General features: G+C 52.0%; 14 protein-coding genes and 1 pseudogene. 11 read left to right on the top strand and 4 right to left on the bottom strand.

Translation table 11 applies throughout. The features are described 5' to 3' along the window. Positions 1 to 11 precede the first annotated feature (11 nt). A complete protein-coding gene (locus KFE13_RS07800) occupies positions 12 to 1250 on the bottom strand; it encodes a hypothetical protein (protein WP_260706602.1) in 1239 nt (412 codons plus the stop codon). 443 nt (positions 1251 to 1693) lie between these two features. On the opposite strand from KFE13_RS07800, the gene KFE13_RS07795 reads away from it, so the two are divergent. The 6 genes from KFE13_RS07795 (at position 1694) to cynS (ending at position 12009) form a co-directional block, all read left to right on the top strand. Beyond that, positions 1694 to 4873, top strand: coding sequence for a TonB-dependent receptor (locus tag KFE13_RS07795; protein WP_260706601.1), 3180 nt, complete (start codon positions 1694 to 1696; stop codon positions 4871 to 4873). 95 nt (positions 4874 to 4968) lie between these two features. Continuing rightward, positions 4969 to 7134: a glycoside hydrolase family 2 TIM barrel-domain containing protein gene (locus KFE13_RS07790; RefSeq protein ID WP_260706600.1), complete on the top strand. Its 2166-nt coding sequence runs from the start codon at positions 4969 to 4971 to the stop codon at positions 7132 to 7134. A gap of 49 nt (positions 7135 to 7183) precedes the next feature. Then, the gene (locus KFE13_RS07785) at positions 7184 to 8098 is read left to right on the top strand and encodes a carbon-nitrogen hydrolase family protein (protein WP_260706599.1); all 915 of its coding nucleotides are present in this window, start codon (positions 7184 to 7186) and stop codon (positions 8096 to 8098) included. A 2-nt stretch (positions 8099 to 8100) separates the two neighbouring features. After that, positions 8101 to 10386: a CehA/McbA family metallohydrolase gene (locus tag KFE13_RS07780; protein WP_260706598.1), complete on the top strand. Its 2286-nt coding sequence runs from the start codon at positions 8101 to 8103 to the stop codon at positions 10384 to 10386. Further along, positions 10379 to 11521, top strand: a complete 1143-nt coding sequence (locus KFE13_RS07775) for an NHL domain-containing protein (RefSeq protein WP_260706597.1) — start codon at positions 10379 to 10381, stop codon at positions 11519 to 11521. The genes KFE13_RS07780 and KFE13_RS07775 overlap by 8 nt, the downstream gene beginning before the upstream one ends. Positions 11522 to 11562: 41 nt before the next feature. After that, positions 11563 to 12009 carry a cyanase gene (gene cynS / locus KFE13_RS07770; protein ID WP_260706596.1) on the top strand — a complete coding sequence of 149 codons (447 nt, stop codon included), beginning with the start codon at positions 11563 to 11565 and terminating at the stop codon, positions 12007 to 12009. Positions 12010 to 12484: 475 nt separating this feature from the next. On the opposite strand, the gene KFE13_RS07765 is transcribed toward cynS, so the two are convergent. Beyond that, positions 12485 to 15403 (bottom strand): DUF4962 domain-containing protein, encoded by a 2919-nt coding sequence (locus KFE13_RS07765; protein WP_260706595.1) that lies wholly within the window; start codon positions 15401 to 15403, stop codon positions 12485 to 12487. A 1492-nt stretch (positions 15404 to 16895) separates the two neighbouring features. On the opposite strand from KFE13_RS07765, the gene KFE13_RS07760 reads away from it, so the two are divergent. Continuing rightward, positions 16896 to 18008 carry a glycoside hydrolase family 88 protein gene (locus KFE13_RS07760; protein ID WP_260706594.1) on the top strand — a complete coding sequence of 371 codons (1113 nt, stop codon included), beginning with the start codon at positions 16896 to 16898 and terminating at the stop codon, positions 18006 to 18008. A gap of 156 nt (positions 18009 to 18164) precedes the next feature. On the opposite strand, the gene KFE13_RS07755 is transcribed toward KFE13_RS07760, so the two are convergent. Together KFE13_RS07755 and KFE13_RS07750 are read right to left on the bottom strand one after the other, a co-directional pair. Next, complete coding sequence (locus KFE13_RS07755) at positions 18165 to 20333, bottom strand: SGNH/GDSL hydrolase family protein (protein WP_260706593.1); 2169 nt, start codon at positions 20331 to 20333, stop codon at positions 18165 to 18167. Between the two features lie 549 nt (positions 20334 to 20882). Continuing rightward, positions 20883 to 22355, bottom strand: coding sequence for a tannase/feruloyl esterase family alpha/beta hydrolase (locus KFE13_RS07750; RefSeq protein WP_260706592.1), 1473 nt, complete (start codon positions 22353 to 22355; stop codon positions 20883 to 20885). Positions 22356 to 22554: 199 nt separating this feature from the next. Between KFE13_RS07750 and KFE13_RS07745 the strand changes: the two genes are divergently transcribed. The 4 genes and pseudogenes from KFE13_RS07745 (at position 22555) to KFE13_RS07735 (ending at position 25603) form a co-directional block, all read left to right on the top strand. Continuing rightward, on the top strand, positions 22555 to 23544 hold the full coding sequence (locus KFE13_RS07745; protein ID WP_260706591.1) for a LacI family DNA-binding transcriptional regulator: 990 nt from the start codon (positions 22555 to 22557) through the stop codon (positions 23542 to 23544). Positions 23545 to 23627: 83 nt separating this feature from the next. Continuing rightward, positions 23628 to 24446: a GDSL-type esterase/lipase family protein gene (locus KFE13_RS07740; RefSeq protein ID WP_260706590.1), complete on the top strand. Its 819-nt coding sequence runs from the start codon at positions 23628 to 23630 to the stop codon at positions 24444 to 24446. A gap of 62 nt (positions 24447 to 24508) precedes the next feature. Continuing rightward, positions 24509 to 24673: pseudogene (locus KFE13_RS18685) on the top strand (LacI family DNA-binding transcriptional regulator); the annotation flags it as partial. A gap of 63 nt (positions 24674 to 24736) precedes the next feature. After that, positions 24737 to 25603 (top strand): LacI family DNA-binding transcriptional regulator, encoded by an 867-nt coding sequence (locus KFE13_RS07735; protein ID WP_260706589.1) that lies wholly within the window; start codon positions 24737 to 24739, stop codon positions 25601 to 25603. Positions 25604 to 25632 lie beyond the last annotated feature (29 nt).

Below are 25632 nucleotides of genomic sequence, written 5' to 3'. Positions count from 1 at the left end.
CGTTCAAAGATTTACCAGAAATGGGTATCCACGACATATGGTGGGCCAGAGTCGCCATTGACCACTTTGGTCGCAATGACAATCTCCATGTTCATTTTTTCCCACCGCCTAGGAGCACGTCCCAAAATTTGCTTGAAATACTCGTCATGGCTCAAGAACTCTCCTGCCGCAATGGTCCCATACTCGCCCAGCCCGGCAGCGATCACAACAGTACAGCCACAGACGGGATCATTGAATCGGCTGACCAACCCATAGTCGACGACGATGTTTTTGTAGGGAGTTTTACTGTTGATCTCGAGATCGAGTCGGTTATGTCTCACTCTATCTACGATCCAATGTTGACCAGTCGTTTGGTCGTTTGAAAAGCCAAAACGCAGATCGCGCGTCATGCGCAGCGTCCAATCATTATTGAAGGCGCCAATCAAGACTACTGGACCATGACGCAACTGGTTCAATCCCACAGACTGGGCGCCCGCCACTTGGTAGTCTTTACCACGCGAATAAAGCACTCCAGCCATCTGAGCAAGCGCAGTTGCGTCAGCAAGTCCGAGGCGATTTACCCAACGGTCCTTTTGATATGAAAGAAGCTCAGGCTTCTCGTTTGCTAAAGCTGCGGGCCGAGCACTCGGTGGGTAGTCGTCTTGGACAGATACACAAACGAGCGTCGTCCCCTCGGCCGAAGTGATGGGAGCCCAAAACTTCTTAAGGGGAGTGCTGGTGGATCCTATCGCATACCATAGAACCGAAACTGTCGCTGAAACAAGAGATACTGCTCCGAAAAGCAGCTTTGTCCTCCACCAGGGCCGATCGGATCCTGTAAGGATAGGCTGTTCGACTAGCGCTCCTGGCATTGTGATTCTGGTGTGGGGAACTTCCTGTTCCGGCATCCGAAAGTTCGGAATGTAGGTGCCAAGGGGTATTTCGATCCGAATTTCGTGCTGGTGTCCGGACTGAACATAATACTGGGCTATGCGTTTCCGAACTTCACCGGCGATCACCCTGACAACTGGATCCGAGTTGGAGTCGTAATCGGCTGGTCTTTTGAAGACTTCGATTCCGAGGGTTCTCTCTTTGAGTTGATCTCCCATACCGCTCAGCGTTTTCTCAACCACATAACGGAGAAAAGGAGCATAGCGCTTTCCATTCCGAAACAGAGGATCATCGAGCATCCGGTCAAGTTGCTCAGCAACCGCTTGAGTCGGCACTTCCTGGACTGATGACTTTTCCGTGGCCTGTTCCACGTTCGCCATAGAGGATCTCTCAATTTTCGGTGATGGCTATTACCGTATCATACGGTCAGTTTTGATGACGTCGGGACTCGTAGTGCATGTTGTAAGCCAATTGTTATCAGTAGTTTGACGGGCATTTGAATCTGTCCAACGACCCCTCCAGAAGAAATACCGTAATAGCCTTCGTTGCGATAATCGTGCTCCCTAAAATCGTTCACAAGCTAATAACAATCTCCTGGTCGATCATCCATCGCCTTGATAAACAGAGGCGCTGGGCACAGACCTACTCCACGGTTACGGTCTCCTCCAGTGTTATGACCGGGGTTCAGATCCATTTCAGCTCGTTGAGCGATTAGCTAGTTGGTTAACACAGGAAGGGGTAACGATATATGAGGATGCACGATTTATGTCTACGATTTGGTTGCCGAGATCGGCAGCTGGCCCTTGCACCAAGGCGTCTGATCATGGCTTTTGTTTGTCTGCTCCTCTATATTGTCCCGACGTTCGGGCAGAACTCGGCCACCAGTGACATTCGAGGTACGGTGACTGATCCGACAGGCGCCGCGGTGATCGGGGTGGAGGTGACTATTCATGAGATTCGAACCGGCGTAACGAAGCGTCTTGAGACGAATGGCGCAGGACTATACGACGCGGTCTCGATCCTTCCAGGTACGTATGCCGTTACCTTCTCCAAGCCAGGTTTTAAGAAGGTTGTTAACTCCGATATAACTCTCGACACTGGCGCCATAACTCTCAATGCGACATTGGTCATCGGTGCCAACAGTGAAACGGTGAGCGTAGACGCGGAGGAAGTGCAACTCAAGACGGAGAACGCTGAGCAGTCAGCCACCCTCAAAGCAGAAACCATGACGGAGCTTCCTAACGTCGGATTGAGCTGGACGAACTTCACGCAAACTCTTCCTGGTGTTTCTGGGACAGGAACCTCGGTCTCGGTCAATGGAAATATGCGCTATCAAGGCAACTGGTTGTCGGACGGGGGGACCATTACGCATCCACAAAGCGCCGATCCTTTCACCGGTGTGCAAGAGACCATCTCCGAGGTAAAGATTGATACATCGAACTTCGGTGCGCAATACGGAAGCGGCGGAGCCATATTCAATCAGATTACCAAGAGCGGGACGAATAGCTTTCATGGAGCTGTTTACGAATACGTTCAGAACGATTTCTTCAACGCGACTACGTACTTCGCCTCAGCTGTTCCCAACCTTCGCTTCAATAACTGGGGCGGATCGATTGGTGGGCCCGTTCTGAAGAATAAACTCTTCTTCTACTTCAACTACGACCGGACGCACAATACGTCAACTTCCTACAGGTACGCGACATACCCAACCCAGCAGATGCGGGATGGCGATTTCTCCAGCGCAGTATTTACTCCCATCTATGATCCTGCGACCTATTCAGGGGGCACGCGTCAGGCTTTTGCTGGGAACGTGATTCCTAAGAGCCGCCTCGATCCGGTTGCCGTAGCGATTCAATCCTATATGCCGATGCCGAATCTTCCCGGTACGACAAATAACTGGCATGGCGCATTGACAAGCATCAATCCCAACAATCGATATTTCGGACGTTTTGACTACAACATCAGTGAGAAAAACCGGCTAACCGGAACGACGTTCGTGACAACGAACGACAGTTTCAATCCTTCACCGGACTGTCCGATGGACTGTCAAAACAATAACGGCCGCTTCTATTTGGCCCAACTCACGGATGTCTGGACTCTTAGTCCACGAGTCGTTAATGAGTTCCGCATGGCATATCTAGGGCAGGGGAACCAGTTCTCGCCACCCAACCTCAACCAGGGCTATCCAAGCAAGATTGGGCTTGCTTACGCAAAGGCCGATATTTTCCCGAATATTACAATCTCTGGATCAACTGGATTTGGCGGCACAAGCATCGGTAGCGGAGCCAACTCTCATATTAATCAGAACTCGTATGAACCCTCCGATGTCGTTACGTTTGTCTCGGGCAAGCATATTCTCACGTTTGGCGGAACGTTACCCATGCTGCAATCGAATACAAGCCCCTGGGGCAACATCGTTTCCGGCAACTTTACCTTTGCTGGTTACTATACGCAAAAGAACCCTTATGCCAGTGGAAGCGGGCAAAGCTATGCAGACTTCCTTCTCGGGCAGGCCCAATCGTGGAGTGCCACGAACACGCCAACCATCTACCTCCGGAGCAAAATTCCACAGGTCTTCTTGCAGGATGATTGGAAGCCCTTTCCTCACTTGACGCTCAATCTTGGCCTTCGCTATCAGCATCAAGGAGGATGGTCTGAGACGCAGAATCGTCTTGGCTTATTTGACCCTGCGCTGACGAATCCCGTAACAAATACTCTCGGAGCGATCTGGTTTGCTGGTAACAATGGACGATCAAAGATCCAGAACGGAGTCAATAGCTTTCTTCCACGTGTTGGATTCTCGTGGGCAGCAAATCGCTCGATAGTCGTTCGCGCAGGGTATGGCAGGTATGCCTATCTTTGGAGCGGAGACCTTTACGGATCCGGCGGCCGTAGTCTTGGAGCCGGAAGCACGGGTTCCATGTCGGATTCAAATCAAATCAATCCCGTGGTCCTCCTTTCGGCAACGAATCCGACATTGAACTACACAGCTCCTACTCGCAATCCCGGAGGTTATAACGGCCAATCGGTTAACTACTATCCCGTCGATACTCCGGTGTCGATTGTAGATCAATACTCCCTGAGTATTCAGAAGCTGCTGGCCGATGGCCTGGTATGGCAGGTAGCCTACGTCGGAAGCCACGCGACGCATCTCTCGTTCCCCGTCAATATCAACCAAGTGCCGCAGGCTCAGCTCGGCCCAGGAAACGCTCAGGCTCGGCGTCCCTATCCTCAGTTCCTGAATATCAACGGCGACAACTATAACGCCAGCTCAAATTACAATTCGTTGCAAACCTACGTTGAGAAGAGTTTCCACAACGGATTGACCTACAACGTCAATTACACGTATTCGAGGTTGCTCGACAATCAGGACTCTTCCGGCTGGGGAGGGCAGGCAGGCACGCAGGCCTACCAGAGTTCCTACGATCCCGGTGCGAACTACGGACCTTCAAACTACGACATCACCCACATGCTGAAAGGTTATGCAGTCTATCGGCTGCCTTTTGGAGCGGGGCAACAGTGGCTCAACCGCAGCCGCCTCTGGGATATTCCATTCGGTGGGTGGCAGCTCTCTTCTGTTGTGAACATTCAGTCGGGTACGCCGTTTACAGCTCTTGTGGGTACAGCCAACCAGACAGGCGCCCAGGGGGGAAACTGGTTTCCAAATGTTGTAGGGAATCCACATCTGAATAATCCTACGGTTCAACAGTGGTTCAATCCTTCCGCCTTTGCTATTCCAGCTGCATATACTTTCGGCAATGCTCGCAGAAATTCCCTGCGCGGTCCGCGGTTCACGACAGTAAATCTCTCTGTTGGGAAGAACTTTTCGTTGCGGAAGGATTCGCCGCTCAACCTTCAGGTTCGCATGGATGCGTTCAATGCTTTCAATCACACCGTCTTCGCCAACCCCAACGCAAATATAGGAACACCATCTGCCGGCACAATTACAAGCACTCAGATCTCTGGACGAGTGCTTCAACTCGGCGCGAGATTGGCGTTCTAGCGATAAGGTCTTCGTATTTGACGCAGCTGGCATGGGGCTCCGGATGCCGATTTGTTATCCGGAGCCCAATGCCGAGACATGGAGTGTTGACGTCTATGAATATAAGCAGAAGAGGTGCGATAGGAGGACTGTTCTCTGGCTTCCTGTCGCGTCAGTTGTTTCTCCCCGTGAAACTCTCAGCAGCAGATCTCGTGCTCAGTAGCCATGGACGGCCAGGAGCACCGGAAGTCCTTCCTCGTATGGAGTTCTGTATCAACGGAAGATGGGAGATTTCGCTAGACGATTCTGAGAGTCGCGTGCCTTCGCAGGGATGGATCTCGTTGCGCGCACCCGCACGGCCACCCATAGTTCGAGAACAGCCAAACAAAGCACATTGGTACCGCTGCAACTTGGTCATACCGCCTGACTGGGCGGGTGCAGATCGAACCTATTTCTTTCGAATAGAAAAGTTAGGGCATTATGCTGTGCTGTATTGGAATGGAAAGCGCATATCCGATCACTTCGGACAGTATTCTCCCTTCGAAGCCGATATAACAGGACACCTCGTTCCCGGCGTTGCCAATGAAGTTGTTGTATACGTGCACGATGCATCTGGGCCTTATGCACGTCCCGGTGGAAAGATAAGCACTCAAAAGCAAGGGCGTGCATATCGTGGCGCAGTCATCCATGAAAGTGACCGTAATTGGACTGGCATCGTTGGTGATATCACGCTAGGATGGCGGCCCAGTACTCATATATCCAATGTCTACGTGATTCCATCCGTACGTGAAGGCAAGCTTGAAGTTGAGACAAGCACTGCAGGGCCTGGTCGTCCTGGTGCTGGAATGATGATCCACACAACTGTGCTGGATGGCGACAGGGTCGTACTCGAATTGCCGGAGCGATCTGCGAGTTTGGTCGCTCCAGTCCGTACCCAGGCAGACTGGCATAGACCGATACTTTGGGGGCCGGAGCCGTACGGTCAGCCGAAACTCTATTCGGTATACACCGAGTTGCGAAGCAACGGCCTCGTTATAGACCGTCTACTCACCCGCTTTGGCTTTCGGGAGGTGTGGATCGAAGATCGTACGTTGTTCTTGAATGGCAAGAAGCTTTGGGTCTCCGGAACTTATTTCAATAAGCTCTCGGCGCTCCGTTATCTTAACGATTCTCACTCCCAGTCCCTCATGCTTTCCATCATGCAGCAGTCGGGCCTAAATCTCTTGCATGGTCATTGGGATTGTCTTGGAACGCCATGGCTCAATCGATGCGATGAGCAGGGAATGTTGGTCATGGCGGGCTTCTTTTGTGACGGTCGACCTGATATCCAATCCGATGCCGATTCAGACTGGGAGGGCTGGATGGAATCCACCTGCTTCGACTGGGTGCGTACCGTCCGCAATCATCCTTCCATTGTGATCTGGCGACCGACCGATGTAATCCCAGAGAATCTGTGGGACAAACCGGGCGAAACAGTGGCCTTTTACTCGCGCATGGCAAAGCAGGTCCGAAAGTTGGATACCTCCCGGCCACTTGCAGATGACACTGATATTCAATCCTGGGCACAGGGATCGCTCAAAGACCAGTCAGTGCCGGGAATTTATGATGACGGCTCGTATATGGCTGAGGTGATGGCTTCGACGAACAAGCCATTCCTTACCAAAGAGATTTATACGAACTTTTCGAATGTTTGCGAGGTGAGTTCCTTCCTGCGGCTTTTCTATGAAAAGGCATACAGAGGGGGAGGGGCAGGGGTGATTGTCCAGCACATTCCTTTGATTGATCGAGAGAATAAGTTTCATCTTTCGTGGCTAAGCGAGAGTGGCTATGGGAACCGGGACGCGGGATCAGACATGGATCAGGAAAATCTGCCGAATTGGTGCGATTCACGACAGCCTATCTGGACACCCTCCGTCTACAGCAGACTATTCTCGGAGTTGTATACGCAGTTTCTAAGGCGAAAGCCTCAAGCCACCGAAAAAAAACAGCAGGGCGAGGTTCTCTTCTCTGGGCTGATTCCTAACGAATTTGTCGTGTTGATGCCGAGCAAACCCGGCAGATGTGAACCGGTCGGCCTGCGAGTTAGCGGAGATGGCACAGCGTGGATTAAGGATATTTTTCCAGGGGAGTACGTTCTTCACTGTCAGCGCAGTCTTGTTCCAATCGTGGTTTCTATAACCGCTCCAGTGAAGCCTGGATATTCTGCCGTGCAGCATCTCCATGTCTCTCAGGATTTGTTATGCAAGCATAGCCAGGCACATGCAGCAATAAGGAATCGCTAGAGCTGCAAACATTGCAAAGTCTAAGACTGATTTTGAGAGGAGAATAAGGATGAGCTTTGCCAATCGTGTGCGCCGTAGAGTTGTCGAAGGAATCGTCGTTTGTCTTGTTGTTGCTGGCGCTCGGGTTCCATGCTCTGCGCTTGAACAAACCAGAAGAGTACGTATTGCGGTTTGCCAGATTCTCGTAATCGATGGAGACAAAGAGGGAAACTTCAAGCGAATTGAATATGCTCTGCAGACAGCGCACGATCAGCGTGCCGACATAGCTACATTTCCGGAATCCTCTATTCTTGGATGGGAAAATCCGGATGCTTACCAACTTGCAACACCTATTCCGGGGGAAGATAGCAATCGCATCGCAGAGCTTGCTCGGAAGTACCACATCATGATTGCCATCGGTATGGATGAGCGCGTACAGGCAACCCTTTATGACTCCGCGATTCTAGTCGATAAAGAAGGCAAGTTGCTCTGGAAATATCGCAAGCTCCGGGTACTGCCTGAGCTTATGAATCCACCCTATGCCGTGGGCGACCCCGCCGGGATTGGAGTCGTTGACACGGAGTTCGGCCGTGTCGGTCTGGTAATCTGTGCGGACACGTTTGGCGATGAGTATGCAAAGAGGGTGACAGAATTGAAGCCCGACCTGATGATTGTCCCGTATGGTTGGGCGGCAGCTCCTATCCGATGGCCACAGCACGAGCGTGATCTCGAAGACCTTGTTACGCGTCGCGCCAGAGAATGGTCTGCGCCAACAGTCGGTACTGATCTCGTTGGTCAGATGACACATGGTCCGTGGGCTGGAGAGACCTACGGCGGAGCCAGCCTTGTCGTTTCGTCGAAGGGTAAGGTCATCGCCATGCTTCGTGATCGAGACGTTGAAGTCCGAACGGTTGCGATCGAATTGCCCACGAGGATGAAGTCAACGAAGGATGAGAAGGGCGTTGCTGGCAAGGAGAATCGATAAGAATGCTCCGGCGAACTTGGCTGCTGTCTGTCACACCGCTATTGTTGATTGCCGCCGGGTGCTCTCGCATCCGGCAGCCACATGTTAGCTCCGCAGACGATTCCTCGAATGCATTGCAGCCGTTCGCCGAACATATTCGCTGCCTGGAGACCACTCTAGAACTTCTAGGGCAGCCATTGGATCTGCGAGACAAGGCTCATATCCAGAACGCGCTGGGCGGTTCTCAGCCGGACATGGTTCAGCGTGAGGTTGCAAGGATTCTTGAGAAAGATGTCATCGCCTCAGTCGATATCAATGCGGAGAGTCAAGTCGATCTGAGAATTGGAACTGCTCAACCATCGTTGGTACAAGGCGGCGCAAGCGTGTTTCTGGTCCAGATCAATAATCGTGCTGGAACCACTTCGAGTCTTTCGGTGGCCAGTCCAAATAGTGGACCTGTCTATATTCCATCAACGTTTGCTGCCGAACCGAAGAGCCAATTGACCGCTCAGGATGTGAGCGAACGTTGGGCAGACATCTCCTTGTTCAATGCACCACCAATGTCTAGCCATCTCTCGGGATCGCCCTTGGAATATGCCGTCCTCGTCATATCGAGTCGAGATGCGGGTTATCGTACAGCGAAGTTGAGTTTTGCTGTTGGCGACAGGCCATTGGACTCAAGCATCAAGGCACTCACGATTCCTTTTCGTGTCACACCAGCGACACAGATTGATCTCCACATTCTGGATAGCGATGGTGAGCCTACAACGGCGTCCTTGATCGTTCAGGACGAGAAAGGACGGATCTTTCCAAGCCAGGCCAAAAGACTGGCTCCTGACTTTTATTTTCAGCCGCAGGTATATCGCCACGATGGAGAAAACCTTCTCCTTCCACCAGGAGACTATACGATTACTTCCACTGGGGGACCTGAATACAGAACAGCCACGCAGAAGTTGCACGTCGCTAATGTTTCGCGCATGGATCTGCCTATTCGTCTCGAGCGCTGGATCGATCCGGCAGCGCTCGGATGGTTTTCCGGTGACGATCATATTCACCCTGCAGGTTGTTCCCACTATGAAAATCCCACTCAGGGTGTGGACCCCAGATCTATGGATCGCCAGGTCCAGGGAGAGCACCTCAATTTTGGAGCCGTCCTGGTGTGGGGACCGTGTTTCTACTATCAAAAGCAATTCTTCCGCGGACGATCGGACGATCCTTCGTCCACGCTGGACTCTCTCTTGCATTATGACCTCGAAGTATCTGGGTTTCCGTCAAGCCATGCGGGGCATCTCGTCCTGTTGAATCTTCAGAGCCTGACGTTCCGCAAAACTGAGCGTATTGAGCAATGGCCAACGTGGGATCTGCCTGTGCTGCGCTGGGCTAAGTCACAGAACGCCGCAACTGGATTCGCTCATTCGGGATGGGGTCTGCAAGTACATTCAGATACGCTGCCGAACTATGAAATACCACCATTCGACGGTATCGGAGCAAACGAATATATCGTGGACGTCACGCAGCCTGGACTCGTCGACTTTATCTCTGCGGGTGACACACCGTACGTATGGGAGTTGAACATCTGGTATCACACGTTGAATGTTGGGTTCCGCACCCGATTATCAGGGGAGACGGACTTTCCCTGTATCTACGATGAACGTGTTGGCCAGGGAAGAACTTACGCCAAGCTGCGGAGGCCGCTATCGTTCACAAGCTTTGTGAATGCTGTGAAAGATGGAGCTGCGTATGTCTCTGACGGCAGAAGTCACCTGATGAACTTTGCCGTCAACGGCGTCGAAGTTGGAACGCACAACAGCCAGATCAACATTGAAGGTCCTCAAACAGTAAACGTAGAGGTGCTTGCTACCGCCATGTTGCCAGAGCAGTCCAACTCTGCCATCGATGAACTTCCCTATAACCAACGTCCGTATTGGAGCCTAGAGCGCGCAAGAATTGGAACAACTCGCAAAGTCCCAGTCGAACTAATCGTCAACGGACAACCCGTTGCGAAGCAGGAGATTGTCGCTGACGGATCGATGCACAAACTTAAGTTTGCGGTTCCGCTAAAGAAAAGTAGCTGGATGGCTGTGCGTATCCTTCCTTCGTCACATACCGATCCGATCTTTGCTCTTGTGGATGGAAAGCCGATCCGTGCCTCTCGTCGCAGCGCCATCTGGTGTTTGAAAGGTGTCGACGAAGCGTGGAAACAGAAGTCCCGTCTCATCTCGCCTCAAGAATTGCAGGAGGCAAAACAAGCCTACGAACATGCACGTCAGGTCTACCGTCAATTAGCCACTGAGAGCGCCAATGACTAGCTTGCGAAAGCCATTGCCAGAAGGGAGATACGCTGTTTTTGCAGGCATCCTCTTCGCGATGGTGATGGGGAGCATCGTGCTGTGGTTGAACCGGAAGCAGTCAGTAGAAGTTACCCTCCATGGAGGGCCGCCTACTCTTGAACTTTCAGCGATTGCGGTGGACGATCAGCACAATGTATATGTCAGTTCAAGAACCCTGAATCAAGTATTTCGTATTTCTGCTGACGGTAGGATTCGTGTTGTTGCAGGTGATGGAGTAAGGGGGTTCTCAGGTGATGGAACTCTTGCAACACGGGCGGCTCTTGCGGAACCCGTCGGACTAGCTATTGCTAGAGCCGGCGACCTCTTCGTTGCCGATATGGGCAATAATCGTGTTCGTCAAATTGATCCTGCTGGCACAATACGAACCATAGCAGGGGACGGCACTATGGGGGGACGGACGAATACGCCAGCTATAGCGACAGGGCTCTACGAGCCGATTTCAATTGCCATGGATTCTCGCGAAGATCTTTTGATTGGCGGCACAACCTCCATTGGAATTCGTCGCATAAATGCGATTACCGGGATCGTCAGCAAGGTTCTAGGTGCCGGTTTACCTGGAGTCCAGTCTGTTGGTGAGCCTGCAGCTGGTCCTTTCTGGGTTGCGGCGAGTGATGATGGCGAAATTTATTATTCCGATCCGAGCCGTAACGCAGTTTCCTTTCTGAATGAAAGCACCGGTGCAGTACACCGTATCGCAGGTAGCGCAATATGTGGCTTTAGCGGCGACGGCGGCCCGGCTCTCGACGCGAAGCTTTGTTTCCCTGAAGGACTAGCTATTGGCAAAGATCGCAAACTCTATATTGCGGATACTGGCAACAACCGAATACGTGTTGTCGATTTTAGACGAGGCATGATTGCGACAGTGGCAGGTACTGGAGAACCAGTTCACTCCGGTGATGAAGGCCCAGCAAGTAAAGCCGCTCTGAGAGGCCCAATGGGCGTTGCTCTCGACGATGAAGGCAACCTTTACATTGCTGATACCGGTAACGACTGTATTCGAAGAATCGACAGCGCAACCGGCAAAATTGCGACTTTGGTAGATGCCAGTGACATCCTTGGGGTTACACGCGGTGGTGGAAGCATCAGGCGTTGAGTATTTGTACACTGACAGCGATTTAAACGAGGAGATGAGGGATGATAACCCGGCAAGAGGCAACGCAGAGGATTCTTGAAGCGAAACAGGAAAAGCAGCTTACATTTCGCGAGATTGCAAATGATGTTGGCATGCATCCTGTCTTTGTAACGGCGACGCTTCTCGGACAAGGAACATTCCATGCTGAACAAAGTGAGAGATTGATCAAAATGCTTGACCTTGGGGAGGATGTGGCCATAGCGCTCCAGCAAATACCTTCAAAGGGTTCCCTCTCTGCGCCCGTACCCGTAGACCCTCTTCTCTATCGATTTCACGAGATCAATCAGATCTATGGAACAACCATCAAGGCTCTTATACATGAGATGTTTGGAGACGGAATCATGAGTGCGATCGACTTCACGATGGACATAGAACGGATTTCCGACTCGGCAGGAGACCGCGTGAAGATCACGTACAACGGTAAGTTTTTGCCCTATAAGCGGTGGTAAGGGCCGTAATCAATTGCGTCAGCCTCGGGTATGCGTCGAGAGCGATGGGTAATTCGGTGCCGTGTATGCGTCCTGCCGGTACGGTAAGTGCTTGGCGATTTCTGCGCGACGGTTCTTCATTGCCCTTCGGTACAAGCCCGTGACGGCGTATCCAAAGAAAGGCTGGTCGGGGAGGGAACGAGGCAACCTGACCTCTTCGTGGGATTTCGTTACGGTCCTGATGCCGTATTTGCTGCGCCGCCCAATCAACGCCGTTCGGATCTAGCGGCACAGGACGCTGTTTGCATTGAATGGACGACGAGGGTGCAGCTTAACCGCTTAACCCGCGATTTATCGGTACTCTCAGTTTCTATTGCGTAAGATCCGCATGACTCACATCGATAGCTTGCATGTTCGCATTACACAAATGCCTAGAGCCTTTCTGGGGAGAGGGCTCCAGCGATGCGCTGTAGCCGGTCCAGTACGGTGATGCCGGTCAGTAGTTAATCACAGATGCATAGGTCGGTCCTAACTCCAGGTTATCCACGTTCCAGGTTCCCGTGTTTGCTCCTGTGTAGACCTGAATGCCGGTGATTACATTGCTAAGGTCGCCGCTTGCTGATAGACCCCAAGTAGTAGGTTCAGTCGTAGGAACACCGCTTGAACATGGGAAAAGAGAAAAGCTAAAGACATCGTTCGTGCCGGCCGAGTTCAATACCAGCTTGCCAATAAGCAGGTACTGAGTGCCTGCAACAAATGCTCCTGCGGTTGATCCGGTAACGGAGCCGATACCGCCATAGGCGCTGTTGATACGCAGTTTATTGGTGGTACTACTACCACCGAATCCGATGACGCTATAGCCACCTGAGTCAACAAACCTGATTTGTGAATCACCTGTCCCTGAACCGGCAATGAGTTCGATCAGCGCACTCACATAATAGGTTGCCGGTACGTTGGTATCGATACTGCTCGCAAGATTTCGGTATGTCGTTGTTGTTACTGTCCCGGCATGTACCGCGAGGTAATTTCCGTCACTCACACTGAGTGTGTAATTGCTGGGAACAGAGAAGTTTCCGGAAGTGATTGTGTAGCTGCGACCATTGCTTGCGCTACCCGGTATCCAGCCACCGCCAAAGCCATACCCTGCATTGTCGCTACTGGAAAGTGCTCCGGCCGTATAAGCAAATGGTTCACCAAGGAATTTCGGTGTTGAAGTGACTTCCGCGGACAGAGTGCTTGAACCAATGACATTGTCTCCGGTGATCACATAATAATAGGTGGTTCCGTTGGTTACACTAGTGTCGGTATAGCTTGTGGTCGTAATACCCGAAGCAATCGTTATATAGGGTCCACCGCTAACGGTCGCACGTTCAACTGTATAACTGCTAGCGCCAGATGATGCCGTCCAACTGAGTGCGACCTGTGCATTGCCGGTTGTAGCCATTAGCCCCGTGGGAAATGCTGGGAGGCCAACAACCACTGACACTGCTTCACTGGCCTTATTGATGAGGATCATTTCCGGTTGCGCTCCGCCAGTGACAAGAAACATCCAGTTTGAGGGATCCGTTGTGACCTCAGAGACATTCTTGGGCGTCCCCGTATTGGATGACCAAGTCAAACCAACGGCGTTTTCCCAGTTTGTTGTAGCGCCACCTGAAGGTGTGACGCTGTACGCGAGCCTTGAAATGGGACTTCCACTCTGATTCTTCATCGCCACTGTTGTCGAAGTTATCGAACTGGAAGAAGCACTCAATAGCCCAAACTGTAGCTTTGAGGTATTGCCGGTGGTTGTATAAAGCGGCGACCCTCCCGAGTATGTCTGCTGTTCAGGGAAAAAGCGCAGTTCGAGCGGTTGGGAATTGTTCTGTGTGATTGTATCCAGGACAACGAGGACGTCAGGTCTTAGGTAGATCAGACGCCGGCGGAACTTGGTCAGTCCAAGGCTCGAATCGTATGTGCTAGTTGCGTCGCCGACAAGGTAATCGAGCGCAGAAGACGAAAAGCTTACCGATGTATCGATGTTGGCGTTGCTGTATCGCGCCAACGCCATATTGAACCAGGTATACAGAGGATTTTGCTGACCTAGTTGTCCCGACCCATTAACAAGTAGCGAGTTCAGCTGGCCTGTCGATTTTTGGCCAGTATAACCATCGTTTCGCAGCAGCCATTCGCCGTCTCCAAAAACTGAGAAGTTGTTTGCTGCGGGGTGAGGATGAGGAGCACTACGAGCGTCAAAAGTGCCACTTGAGGCCCGCACAACGTGCCCCATGGGTGGCCCGGACTGAAAAGCAATCACTGACTCATTTCCTCCCCAGTCGGAGCGTGACACTTCAAAGCCAAGATCGCTGAAAAGTTTATTGACTGGGTATCCAGCGGTCGTCGGGGAAACCTCAGATACAGTATCGTCGTACCAAAGCACATATAGTGCGGGGTCACGTGGACTTGGGTCGATCTTGCTGTACCCAGCTCCGCCAGCGGTGTCCATTTGCGTGGCCATCCATTGCAGAGTGGAATCGCTATATTGGGAGGCAAATTTTCTTAAGATATATGATGAGCCATCTGTTCGGTCAGCATCGGCAAAATCGACGTAATCTGTGGTTGTTGCTAACGTAGTATTGTACCAATAATTAGACGCAGTTGAGAAGTAGGCGCGGTAAGTACCTGTAGCCTGCATCCATGAGTCGCTCCACACATTGATACCTAAGATCTTGTAAGCAAAATCAAAATAGCGAAGCGTCCATTCCATCCCGTAGCGCCAATAACCTGGACCTTCAAGATCGGCTCCATCTGTGCCGCGATACGTGAAAGTATTGTTCCAGCGATTCAGACCATCCTGCAGCCACGTTGTGAGAGTTGTCGTACTCGGCGCGCCAGAGTCACCATACAAGGCTAACGCTGCAGCTGCCAAGGCCGTTTCGCAGATCCAGAGGTGGTTCTGTTCCCACTCGACGCCCCACCATTGAGGAGTCGTTACTGTAGGGTTTGTACCAGAGGCAGCTTCATACATACCCTGCGTACGCGAGGCCAGAGTGCTTTGGATGTTTGCGAAATCGGTCGGATAGAGAGATGCCAGATCGGAGTAAGCCCAATCGTAAAGAACCGCCATACCGTGTAGTTCGTAGGCTGCAGTCAAATCATATGCCTGTTTGCCGGAGGAATCCTTACCCCAAGTCGTATAGCTAATCGATGCTCTAGCCCAGCGTAGCGCGTCTGTGAGATACACCGAGTTGCCTGTGAGCTTATAAGCCATGGCATCAGCAAACATTGCTTGGCCATTGATCTGCTGCCAGGCTTCGGACAGATCTCCGTTGCTATAACCTGCAGGTTGTGGGGTCTTCGACTGGAAACCATTTGTTTTGCTATAGAAAGTCCCGTTGATCCAACTCCATCGTGTACCAGCCGGAGGGCTAGACATTTTGCTCTGCAATTGAGCAAGTCTGGTGGGATCAATGTACAGTTTTGGATGCACAGCGCTGTAGGAGCTTAGGGTCGTTGTGTTGATGGTGTAGGATTGGCAAAAAACCGTCCCGCTCCCACACGCCAAAGTCAGAATACATATTGCATATCCCAAAGACCGTCGTACCCATGCAAGAATCTTGGAATTCTTCGCGATCATAGTGGCAACCTCGTCGTTGATGTTGAAATTGGAAGCGGTTTTATTCGTGTCCACCACAGAAGAGAAGCAGGTGTGCCCATCTAGTTGTTGGGGACCGCTTCACAAGCGCTTGCAATAATTCATGGCCTATTTAGTTTTGTCAAGCCCCGAATTTCCAAGGGGCATTTCTACGATAGATTGCCTCCATAAATAACAAAAATCAGATTATCTCTTATACCCGAGCCTGTACCGCGTATCGAGACCCCGGAACATTGTCTTGACAATAATGGTATCCGTAGAGCAATATAGCAAGCGCTTGCCAAATTCAGAGTTGAAAAACATCAAGCGTTTGATCCTAGTGTTCGCGATGTTTCTGCATATGACCTGTGGTTGTCTTCTGGGATATCTCGGGGCCAAGCTTTGCAGGTTACCGGAAGATAACTGCCGGACGATTTCAATAGAGGTGGGGATGCAGAATGGAGGTCTTGCCTCAGGCATTGCAGTGCAGATGGGGAAGATCGCGACAGTTGGGCTTGCTGCCGCCATCAACGGCCCTATCATGAATGCCGCAATCAGCCGCTGAAGCGGACATTAGGTGCTGTCACGAGGCAAGTATGAGGGGTAGATGAGATGAACATAGGATGGGAATTCAATGCTCATCTAGCGTGTAAGGTTGCCGCAAGCGTGGTTTCAGTTGCACTGCTGCTTGGAACGCCAAACGTAGGTTATACACAGACGGTGGGGTCAGCCGAGCAATTGGCAGATGTGGCTATGAGTCGCTGGCCTGATGCTTGCGGCATGTCACAGGCTAGCGATACGAATATGTTCCTGACGGGCATAAGTGCGTTCTGGTACGAGACTGCCAATCGAGCTTATTTCTAGTACGTGAGGAGGAATGTTGATCAACTTCTTCAGCCTGATGGCACGATGCGTAGCTGCTCAACTGTCGATCAACTGTCAAGTAACACTCCTCCGGGGAGAGAGGCACTGCTTCTCTACAGGGTTACCCGAGAGCAGAAGTACCATCGTGCCGCAACACTGCTGGAACATAAGCTTACTGAGGGAGCATCCAACGAAAGCGAGGCAGATCGCAATAGCAACGGATGCGCGGACAAGGCAGCGATGAGAAGGCTGTACGAGACGAAACCTTTCCTGGCTGAGTACGCGGCGGTTTTTCAGCAGTCTGAAAAGTTTGCATCGATTACGAACCCGCTTACGCAAATGAAATCTCGGAAGAGGCTAACTCTGGCGCCAGTGCGGCGTCAGCGACGGTGATAGATCGGGAGATTCTTGTAACCCGTCCATAGCGTCCATGGGCTGGTATCTGATGGCTCTCGTGGATACGCTGCCTCATTACCAGCGAGATGATCCAGATCGCGCGGTTATTGCGAGAGCATTTTCCCGTGTGACGAGTTTTCTGTATGAGCGCCAGGACCAGAAGACGGGCCTTTGGTGCGAAATCGATGTGCGTCCCTGCTCCTTGGACTTGGTCGGCGACTATATGCTGATTTACGCCATAGCAAAGGGTGCCAGGCTAGGATACTTGCCACGAAACGACGGACGAGTAGCGGCAGCGTGGAAGAGTGTCCATAACCGCATTGCTTCGGCAACCTCTCTAAGTAATGAGAGGTCCGGCCCGATAGGTGCATTTCTGTTAGCTGCCGATGAGTTGGACATGGCTTCTACCGCTTTGCTTGGCCGCGGAGAAAGGATTCTTCTTGATGGTTGGTTTACCAGCGCGAAAAGGAAAAACGCGGCAGGACAGATGGAGCCGTTTCACTACAAATGGGACGACCTGAGTGATCTCGGCTACTCCTTTTTCGGGAATATCTTTAGAAGGTACGGTGTCTCGACCGAAATGCTCAATACCGCTCCTACGATCGAGGCTCTAAAGGATGCGCAATTTTATATGATTGTCTCGCCTGATACGTTGCTGAAGAATCCCCATCCAAACGCACTACAGGATAAGGATGCTGAACAGATCACTTTCTGGGTGAAACAGGGAGGGGTGCTCATCGTGATGGCAAACGATGGACCGAATACTGATATCGAAGGATTGAACCTCTTGATGGATCGCTTTGGACTCCACTTCAACAACGTACTCAGTCATCACGTGATAGGGGATACCTTCCCGATGGGGAGGCTTTCCGTGGCTGCCGATCCCAGATTCTTCCGCCGATCGCACATTCTCTATTTTAAGGATACCTGCACAATCTCTTTGAGCGGATCGACACTTCCATTGCTACGAGATCAAGGCCAGGTTCTCATCGCTACCGCAAAGTATGGAAAAGGTACTGTCCTCGCTGTCGCGGATCCATGGCTCTATAACGAATACACAGATGGCAGGAAGTTACCGCGTGAGTATGACAACCTCGGTGGCGGAATTGACATGGTGCGCTGGTTGCTTCGCCAAGTTCCAAATTAGCCAACTAGCAAGCTGCCCTGGCAACACTGGGGTGATTGATCTCCTGTTTCTGCATACACATCATTGACTGATGTCTGTATGCGGGAACACCCGAACCGAGGAACAGGCCGGCGCACGATGCCCTTGAATAACGATGGTTATGATCGGTTGGACGAGTTAAGGCCAGGATGGAATATAGGTATATGGCCGAATATAGGGACGTGAAATTCTTACCGTTCCTCCAACTGGCGTGCCTGGTACAAAGCCTAAATAGACTGTCATGCCTGATATAACCGCCGTGGAGGTTGATGGAGGAAAGCTGAACTCGGGGCTGAGGACATCAGCCGAAAAGTCCGAGGGCAGCACGTCGGCACTCCCGCTCGCATAAGGGAAGCCAGAAGTGACTGAGTACTTCACCCCATCAATTTGATATCGGATGAGGAGATAAATGTAGATGAGGTTCTGGATCTGGATTCCGTCGATCCTGACCCCGGCGCGGAAAGAGGATCCCCCGACAACTCCTTTGCCAGAGGCCCGTGCAGCAGAAATGCCAGTTCCCGTAGTTCCAAGGCCAATCACCGTGTTTGCTGTTGTCGATGGTGCGATGCCATTCGGGATCGTTACCGAGACGGCGTTCAGATTGTTCCCCTCGGCCAGAGTAGACATTGTTGGCAAGGACCCAGCCGAGGTCTGCCATTCTGCGTTGGCGGTTGCCATCCACCCGGACGGAGAAACAGATCCTGGCGCAAAATTGGCGAGATTCGTAATTGTGCCTCCCAATTTTTGCAGTTGACTATTGTCTGAACCGAAATCCCGTAGAAGATTGCTCGGATCGTCAGCGGCATCAAGCGTTTCAGGGTAAATGATTGGAGCAGGGAGGAGATTCAATCCGGCGAGTTGGGAGACGACAAAGTCCCCTTCGGCCTTGGCTCCAATCGCGGTCGTATGGACGCCGTCAGAGGTATACGCAGGAAGAATGTGGTCCGGGTTCGCAGGATCTTCAAGAAGGCTGTCGGAATCAAGGTTGCGGACCTGGCCGGAGGAGTAACTGGAAGCCATCCAGGCATTGACCGTTTTTCGGTCGCCATCATATATAACGGCCGAATTCCCAAGTGGCCATATAGCGAGGCTAAGAACATGCGTATCGGGTGAAAGTGCCTGGAGTGCGTCAATGGTTGCCTGCTTGGCGGTCTCGATCTGTGCAACCGTGTTCCCTCCAAGGTTAGCTCCTCCGCCCTCGGCAAAGACCAAATCCGGAGGGGGACTAAGTGTGTTCATTGGGCCCCAGGCCTGAGTAGCGGCCGTAATATCGTTTGGGTTGCTGATAAAGTCCAGCTGCTGCTGCAGCGTTGAGCCGCCTAGCGCATAGTTGTGAATGGACCTGTAGTTCCATCCGAGATTCAGCTCTACCCACGACAGATAACCCCTCGTAAGGCGAGTGCGACTATGAGGATAACCAACAGTGCCTGTTCCCAAGGTGTCCGTGTTTCCCATAGCAGAGAGGCTATCTCCCAAGGACGATACATTGACGAGACGTGCCAGCCTCCACGAGGACTCCGCTACGACAGAGGAGTATGTGTCTCCGAGATAAAAATTATCGACATTCCAGGTGCCTGTGTTTGCGGATGTATAAATCTGAATTCCGGTGATGATGTTGCTCAAGTCGCCATTGGCGGTCAGACCCCATGTGGTGGGTTCGGTCAAAGGAATAGCGCCTGATGAGGGAATAAGCGAGAAGCTGAAGACATCATTCGTACCAGCCGCGTTGAATGTCATTTTCCCAACGAGCAAATATTGGGTTCCCACAGTAAATGCATTGGAAGTTGTTCCAGTGACGGTGGCAATGCCACCATAGGCACTATTAAAACGAAGTTTACCGCTTGCGCTGCTTGCACCGAAGCCCGCCACATCGTATCCTGCGGCATCAACAAATCTGATCTGGGAATCTCCGGTTGCTAGACCACTCGTTAGCGAAACCAGCGCACTGAAATAATAGGTAGCAGGAGCATTGGTATCGATGCTGCTTGCGAGGTTACGCGTTGTTGTGGTCGTTATTGTTCCGGCCGTCAAGGCAAGATATTTGCCGTCCGATGTGCCAAGGCTATAGTTGGATGGAACGGAGAGAGACCCGACTACAATGGTGTAACCACCCCCATAGGCAGTACTGCCTGGTACCCATCCTGCGCTAAAACCAGTGCCACCATTGTCGGTGTTGACAAGGGTTCCGGTCGCATAATCAAAGGAATCCGAGGCGATTACCTTCGCGTGGGCATTGGGTGAGAAGAGTATGAGGCCGGCGAACGCCGCCATGAGAGCATTTGGAATCACGAAGAGTGTATTCATCATGTGGTCGCTACCTTTCTAAAGTATGGACAAGGGCCTTTGAACTAGATGCAGGTAGAAGGATTCTCTTTCTTCGGCCGGCATATATGTTGTGTGGTTGTCCTTCGTGAACCCAGGGCAACCTTGTCCAAGAGCTCAGAGCAACCTTTAGCAAGCGCTTGCAATATGTCACTTGACTTGGCTGCTTGTCAAGACGTTTCTTCGCAGAATGTTCGAGAACCAACGATCGAGGTTAATGGCGAAGACCGTTCGGTGGGATAGCCATCGTCAGATGGCCCCGTCAGAAACTACGCGCAGAAGTAGGCTTCATCAATTTGACCCTGAGGGCGGGGTACCCGGCTCTTCCCGCTGCTGTGAGGAATACGTTGCGTCGTGCCGTGGATTTCACTGTGGCGCAACCCTCGAAAGCGCGAAACTACAGGCATCAAAGTACTATTGCACGGAAGTACGTCATGCCAAATGACAGCGCCCGTATGAGAGCTCGATTCCCCATTAGTAAAAAGAGTTGATCAAGTTGCCCCTGGCAAGATCTGGAAACTGGCCAAGGGCAGGTTAGTTTTTCAGGGGCGCGCAAGTGTAATTTGCGGCTTCGTCCTCTGCTCCCGTCCCCTTGTAAACAGCTTTCTTGGGATAGGGGCATGCAAGCGCTTCTTTTAGGCCTTTGCCGTTCACGAATCTGATGCCCTCCGGCGCTTTGTTTGATTCAACCCAGCCGACGATGTTGCTGGCCCAATCATAAGCCGCGGGTCCGGGACCTCCGCCACAGTGAGCGACTCCGGGGACGAGATAAAGACGGGTAAATGTGTCGCTTGCGGCGCCATATTTCTGGCGAATCTTGTTGAAGTAGTGGACTGTGCTGAAGGGCGAGATTATCGGGTCTTCCCATCCATGCATCACGATCATTTTGCCTCCGTGAGCCTTAAAGGCATCGAGGTTCGCTGTCGTGGCATCGACAATCGAGGAAAGCTTCGACTCCATCATCTCTGTATCTTGATCTACCTTGAAGTTGTGCGCACCAGACCAGTGTTCGCCAAGTCCGAGCACGAAAAGCTCTTCATAAGGAACATGAAGGTCATTCCTTGATGGTTTTAGAAAATATCCCCATTGGGTTTCACCCCCAGGTGCAAGGCCGGGGAAGATTTGTTTGCCTGTGCTGGTGACCGGGCCTGAATAGACGCGCTTGACAGCAGCTATCTGCGTATCACTCAAGCAACGCGAACTCTCCTCTCCCTGTTTGCATGCAAGGACTGCGGGATCGAACTTGCAGGTGGAAGGATCTGTCACAACGCCGTCTACTGAAGAACAGGCTGAAGCGGCAGCTGAAGAAAGACTTTCGAGCTCGGGTTGGGAAAGGAGGGGAACGCCGTCATGGTGCAATGCGAGCCAGTTCCAAAGAATAGCTATATGCAGGTCAACACGATCGTTCGCGGGAGCGCCGGAGACGATACCATCGTAATCATTGGGATATTGTTCAGCTTCAGTGATGCCTTCCTGGCCACCGCTGGAGCAGCCGAGGAAAGTTCGGTGCTTGGCGGATTGCCCATAAAATGCGGTGATCAGCGCCTGTGCGGCCACGGTCATCAGATGAGTACTGCGTGATGCCCAATCCCCGAGGACTTCAGTTGAGGAAGAAAAGAAGTGTTGTTTCTCGTTCGTGCCCAGATCCGTGTTGGCAGTGGCATACCCGGTATGGACTCCGTTGGCAAGCTGCGAATATTGAATGTGTCCACCGAAGCCGCCATTGCCCGTGCCCAATAGGCGTCCATTCCATCTTTCGATTGGTAGCCAGACTTCGATACCAATGTGCGCGTCGGGTCTTGGGTGTGCGGATAGCTGCACACGGCAAAAGGCTTGCATGGAGGCAAGGGGAGTGCCAGCCGGATTCACAAACTTCCCAGACGGTACTTCTTCGACGTGCACAATGTCAGTTTGTGGGATAGAGATCTGCTGCATTTTGGCGCAGTTTGACTGTGCCAAAGCTGGAAGCGAGAAGAGAAAGACTACAGTCAGAATTTTGAAGTTCATACTTGGGTTGTCGCTAACTGTTGCAAGCGCTTCCAGTATGGAGTAGAACAGTTCTGGAAATCTAGCAAGATATTTTGTTATTCAGTTTTTGATTACCAAAATGCCTCTCGGGCAATTCGGTCTGCGAAGAGTGATAAGGTATGAGCGTAAACAAAGTGTACGAAAGGTGTTTGCTTCACGCTGTGAGCTTATGGTTACCTTGAGTGATATTGCGGCCAAGGCTGGTGTAAATCTGTCTACCGCCTCGCGATCTTTGAGTGGTGCTTACGGTGTGCATCCTAAAACCCGGGCGAAGGTTCTTGAGATCGCGCGTAAGCTGGAATATCGACCGAATCGGGTTGCACAGGTTCTTGCAACGGGGCATTCCAAATCTCTCGGATTGATCGTCAGCGATATCCGGAATCCCTTTTTTGCCGATATTGCTCGCGGAGCGGAGGACGCCGCCTATCGGGCCGGTCTCGATCTGATCCTTTGCAATACAGACCTGAATCCGGAAAAACAGGTTCGCTATATCGACTCCCTTCTCGAAAAGCAGGTGGAGGGGATCATTATGAACTCCGTCGCCCCTTTGGGGGCGGAGCAGATGCGGCGACTGTCCACTATTACAGTTCCGATAGTTCTCCTGAACCGTTCCAAACTGCGAAAGCTCTCGACTGTTTCGGTTGACAACTATAAAGGTGGACGACTGGCAGCAAAATACCTGATAGAGCTTGGACACAAGCGCGTAATCCACCTATCGGGTCCGCAAAACCACAGCAATCTCCGTGATCGAGCCAGGGGTTTCGTTGATCAATATGAGGCCTCTCGCCTAAAGGCGCCTATGGTGCTCCATGGCCAGCATACGGAATCGGGAGGGTATGAACTGGCGCGGGATCTGTTCAGCAAGGATCGCGAGTTTACAGCTATCTCGACAGGAAACGACGTGATGGCGTTCGGCGTGATTCGCGCCGCGGAAGAGGTCAACATCCGCATTCCACGCGATGTATCCTTGATCGGATTCGACGATGTCTCCGTCGGTGCCATCGTGAACCCCTCGCTAACTACGATTCATCAGCCAAGCTATGAAGTCGGTGCATCTGCGGTTGAACTGCTCCTTTCGCAGATTGCTGGAGGTCCACCCGCTACTGGTGGGAATCGTATGCTCGATGTCAGCCTAAAGGAGCGATCTTCGTGCGCCCCCCTTAAGTAACTCTTAGTCTCCGCGGGTTGATAGTTAATGTTCGCCTTATTTATTGCAAGCGCTTGCCACTTTAAGATATGCTGAACCGCGTTATGGCAAAGCCTTCAAGATGGATACAGTGGTGCCTTCGATGTGCGCTTGTTGCCGCGGCACTCTCTGCCGTGCAGTTGTGGTCTCAGTCTCCGGCTTCAACGTCGTCTGTTCCGGCGCAGCCTGGGCCGGACAGTGACGATCCTGCCAAGTTGCATGCGGAGATCGACAGCTACAAGGCGAAGCTTGGAGATTTTGCGGAGCTGAGCCGTTATCGAATCGAGAATGCGGAACTACCGGCGGCCGCGGCCAATGAGCGGCGCGTTGTGATGTTTGGCGATTCAATTACAGACGACTGGCGCCGTAGCCCGAAGAATTTTTTCCCTGGGAAACCTTATGTAAACCGTGGAATCAAGGGCCAGACGACCGCGCAGATGCTTGTGCGCTTCCGCGCCGACGTCATCGATCTTAAGCCTGCTGTGGTCGTTATCCTGGCTGGTACGAACGATATCGCGAACCGGAAAGGAAGAGCCGGTGTTCTTGAGGCGGTCGAGAACAACCTGACATCAATGGATCAACTCGCGCGGGCGAACGGTATCAAGGTTGTTCTGGCGACTCTTCTGCCGGTGTGCGGTGCACAACTCGCTAAGCGATCCCCCGACGACATTTTGCAGCTCAACCAATGGATTGCGGGCTATGCAAAGGGCCACAACATTCAATTGCTTGACTACTATCCTGCGATGCTTGATTCGAAAACAGGACAGTTGCGAGAATCGATCAGTCATGACTGTCTCCATCCCAATGTGGAAGGGTACGACATCATGCAGCCAATGGTTGAAAGAGCTATTGCATCTGCCCTCGGACCATCGACAGCGCGGTAGTGGGCAACACAATCTCGGGACGAGACGTCTCGAAGAGAAGTAATTCTGGGTGCTGTATTTAGATGCTTCGACGGTCGAATCAGAAGAATAGAACGACCACTGGTGAGGAGGATATTCGCTCTAAATCGTCGATGCGATTACCCCCCGTGACACTTCAGGAGGTTGCGGTAGCGGCTGGGGTCACGATCTCGACGGCATCCCGCTCTCTCAATCACGCTTATGGCGTTCATTTCGATACACGTGCTCGCGTGATGGAGTGCGCGCATCGCCTCGGTTACCGGCCAAACCGCATGGCACGCGGATTGGCAACGGGGATTTCCAATATGGTTGGGTTGATCATAAGTGATATCCGCAATCCCTACTTTGCCGAAGTGACACGCGGTGTTGAGGACGCCGCTTATGCCGCAGGATGTGACGTTATGCTCTGCAATAGCGATCTCAAGGCTCAACGCCAGATGAGCTACATCGACTCGCTTATTGAGAAGCGGGCGAAAGGCATTGTTATGAACTCTGTCTCTGCCCTTTCACGGCGGGAGCAGTCCTATATTCTCGACTGCGGCATGCAGATCGTGCTTCTGAACCCGCATAGTCAGAGATCGCTTTTTTCTACGGTATGTGCGGACAATGAACAAGGAGGGCGAATCGCAGCAGAATATCTGCTAGCAAATGGGCATCGCAGACTCATGCACTTTACAGGTCCGAGGGAACATGCAAATCTCAAGTTGCGGGCAAAGGGCTTCATCAAGCGGATCCAGAAGCTTGGTATCGATGCTGAAGTGACGACTCTCTCCGCGGAACGTACCAGTGAGGGTGGGTATGAGTTGGCACGGTATCTGTTCAGCCGGCCTTCCAGAAATTGGCCTACGGGGATTTTTACTGCGAATGACGCCATGGCCTTTGGCGTGATTCGTGCTGCGATGGATTTCGGTGTCTCCATTCCGGATGATCTATCATTAGTCGGCTTTGACGATGTAGAGTTGGCTGGCCGAGTTCATCCACCATTGACAACCATGAGCCAGCCAAAATATCAGATCGGTGCTACAGCGCTTCAGATGCTCCTCCGCAGGGTATCCTCTGGCGTCAAGGAGCCGGAGCACATCACCTTCGGCGTGGAGTTGGTTGAACGTCAGTCATGCAAGCCAATTAGGGTTGTGTGAGCAACATACAGACGGTGATTGACGCCGCC

Origin of the sequence: Edaphobacter flagellatus, assembly GCF_025264665.1 — a bacterium.
GTDB lineage: Bacteria > Acidobacteriota > Terriglobia > Terriglobales > Acidobacteriaceae > Edaphobacter > Edaphobacter flagellatus.
This window is presented reverse-complemented; position numbering and strand designations above follow the sequence as displayed.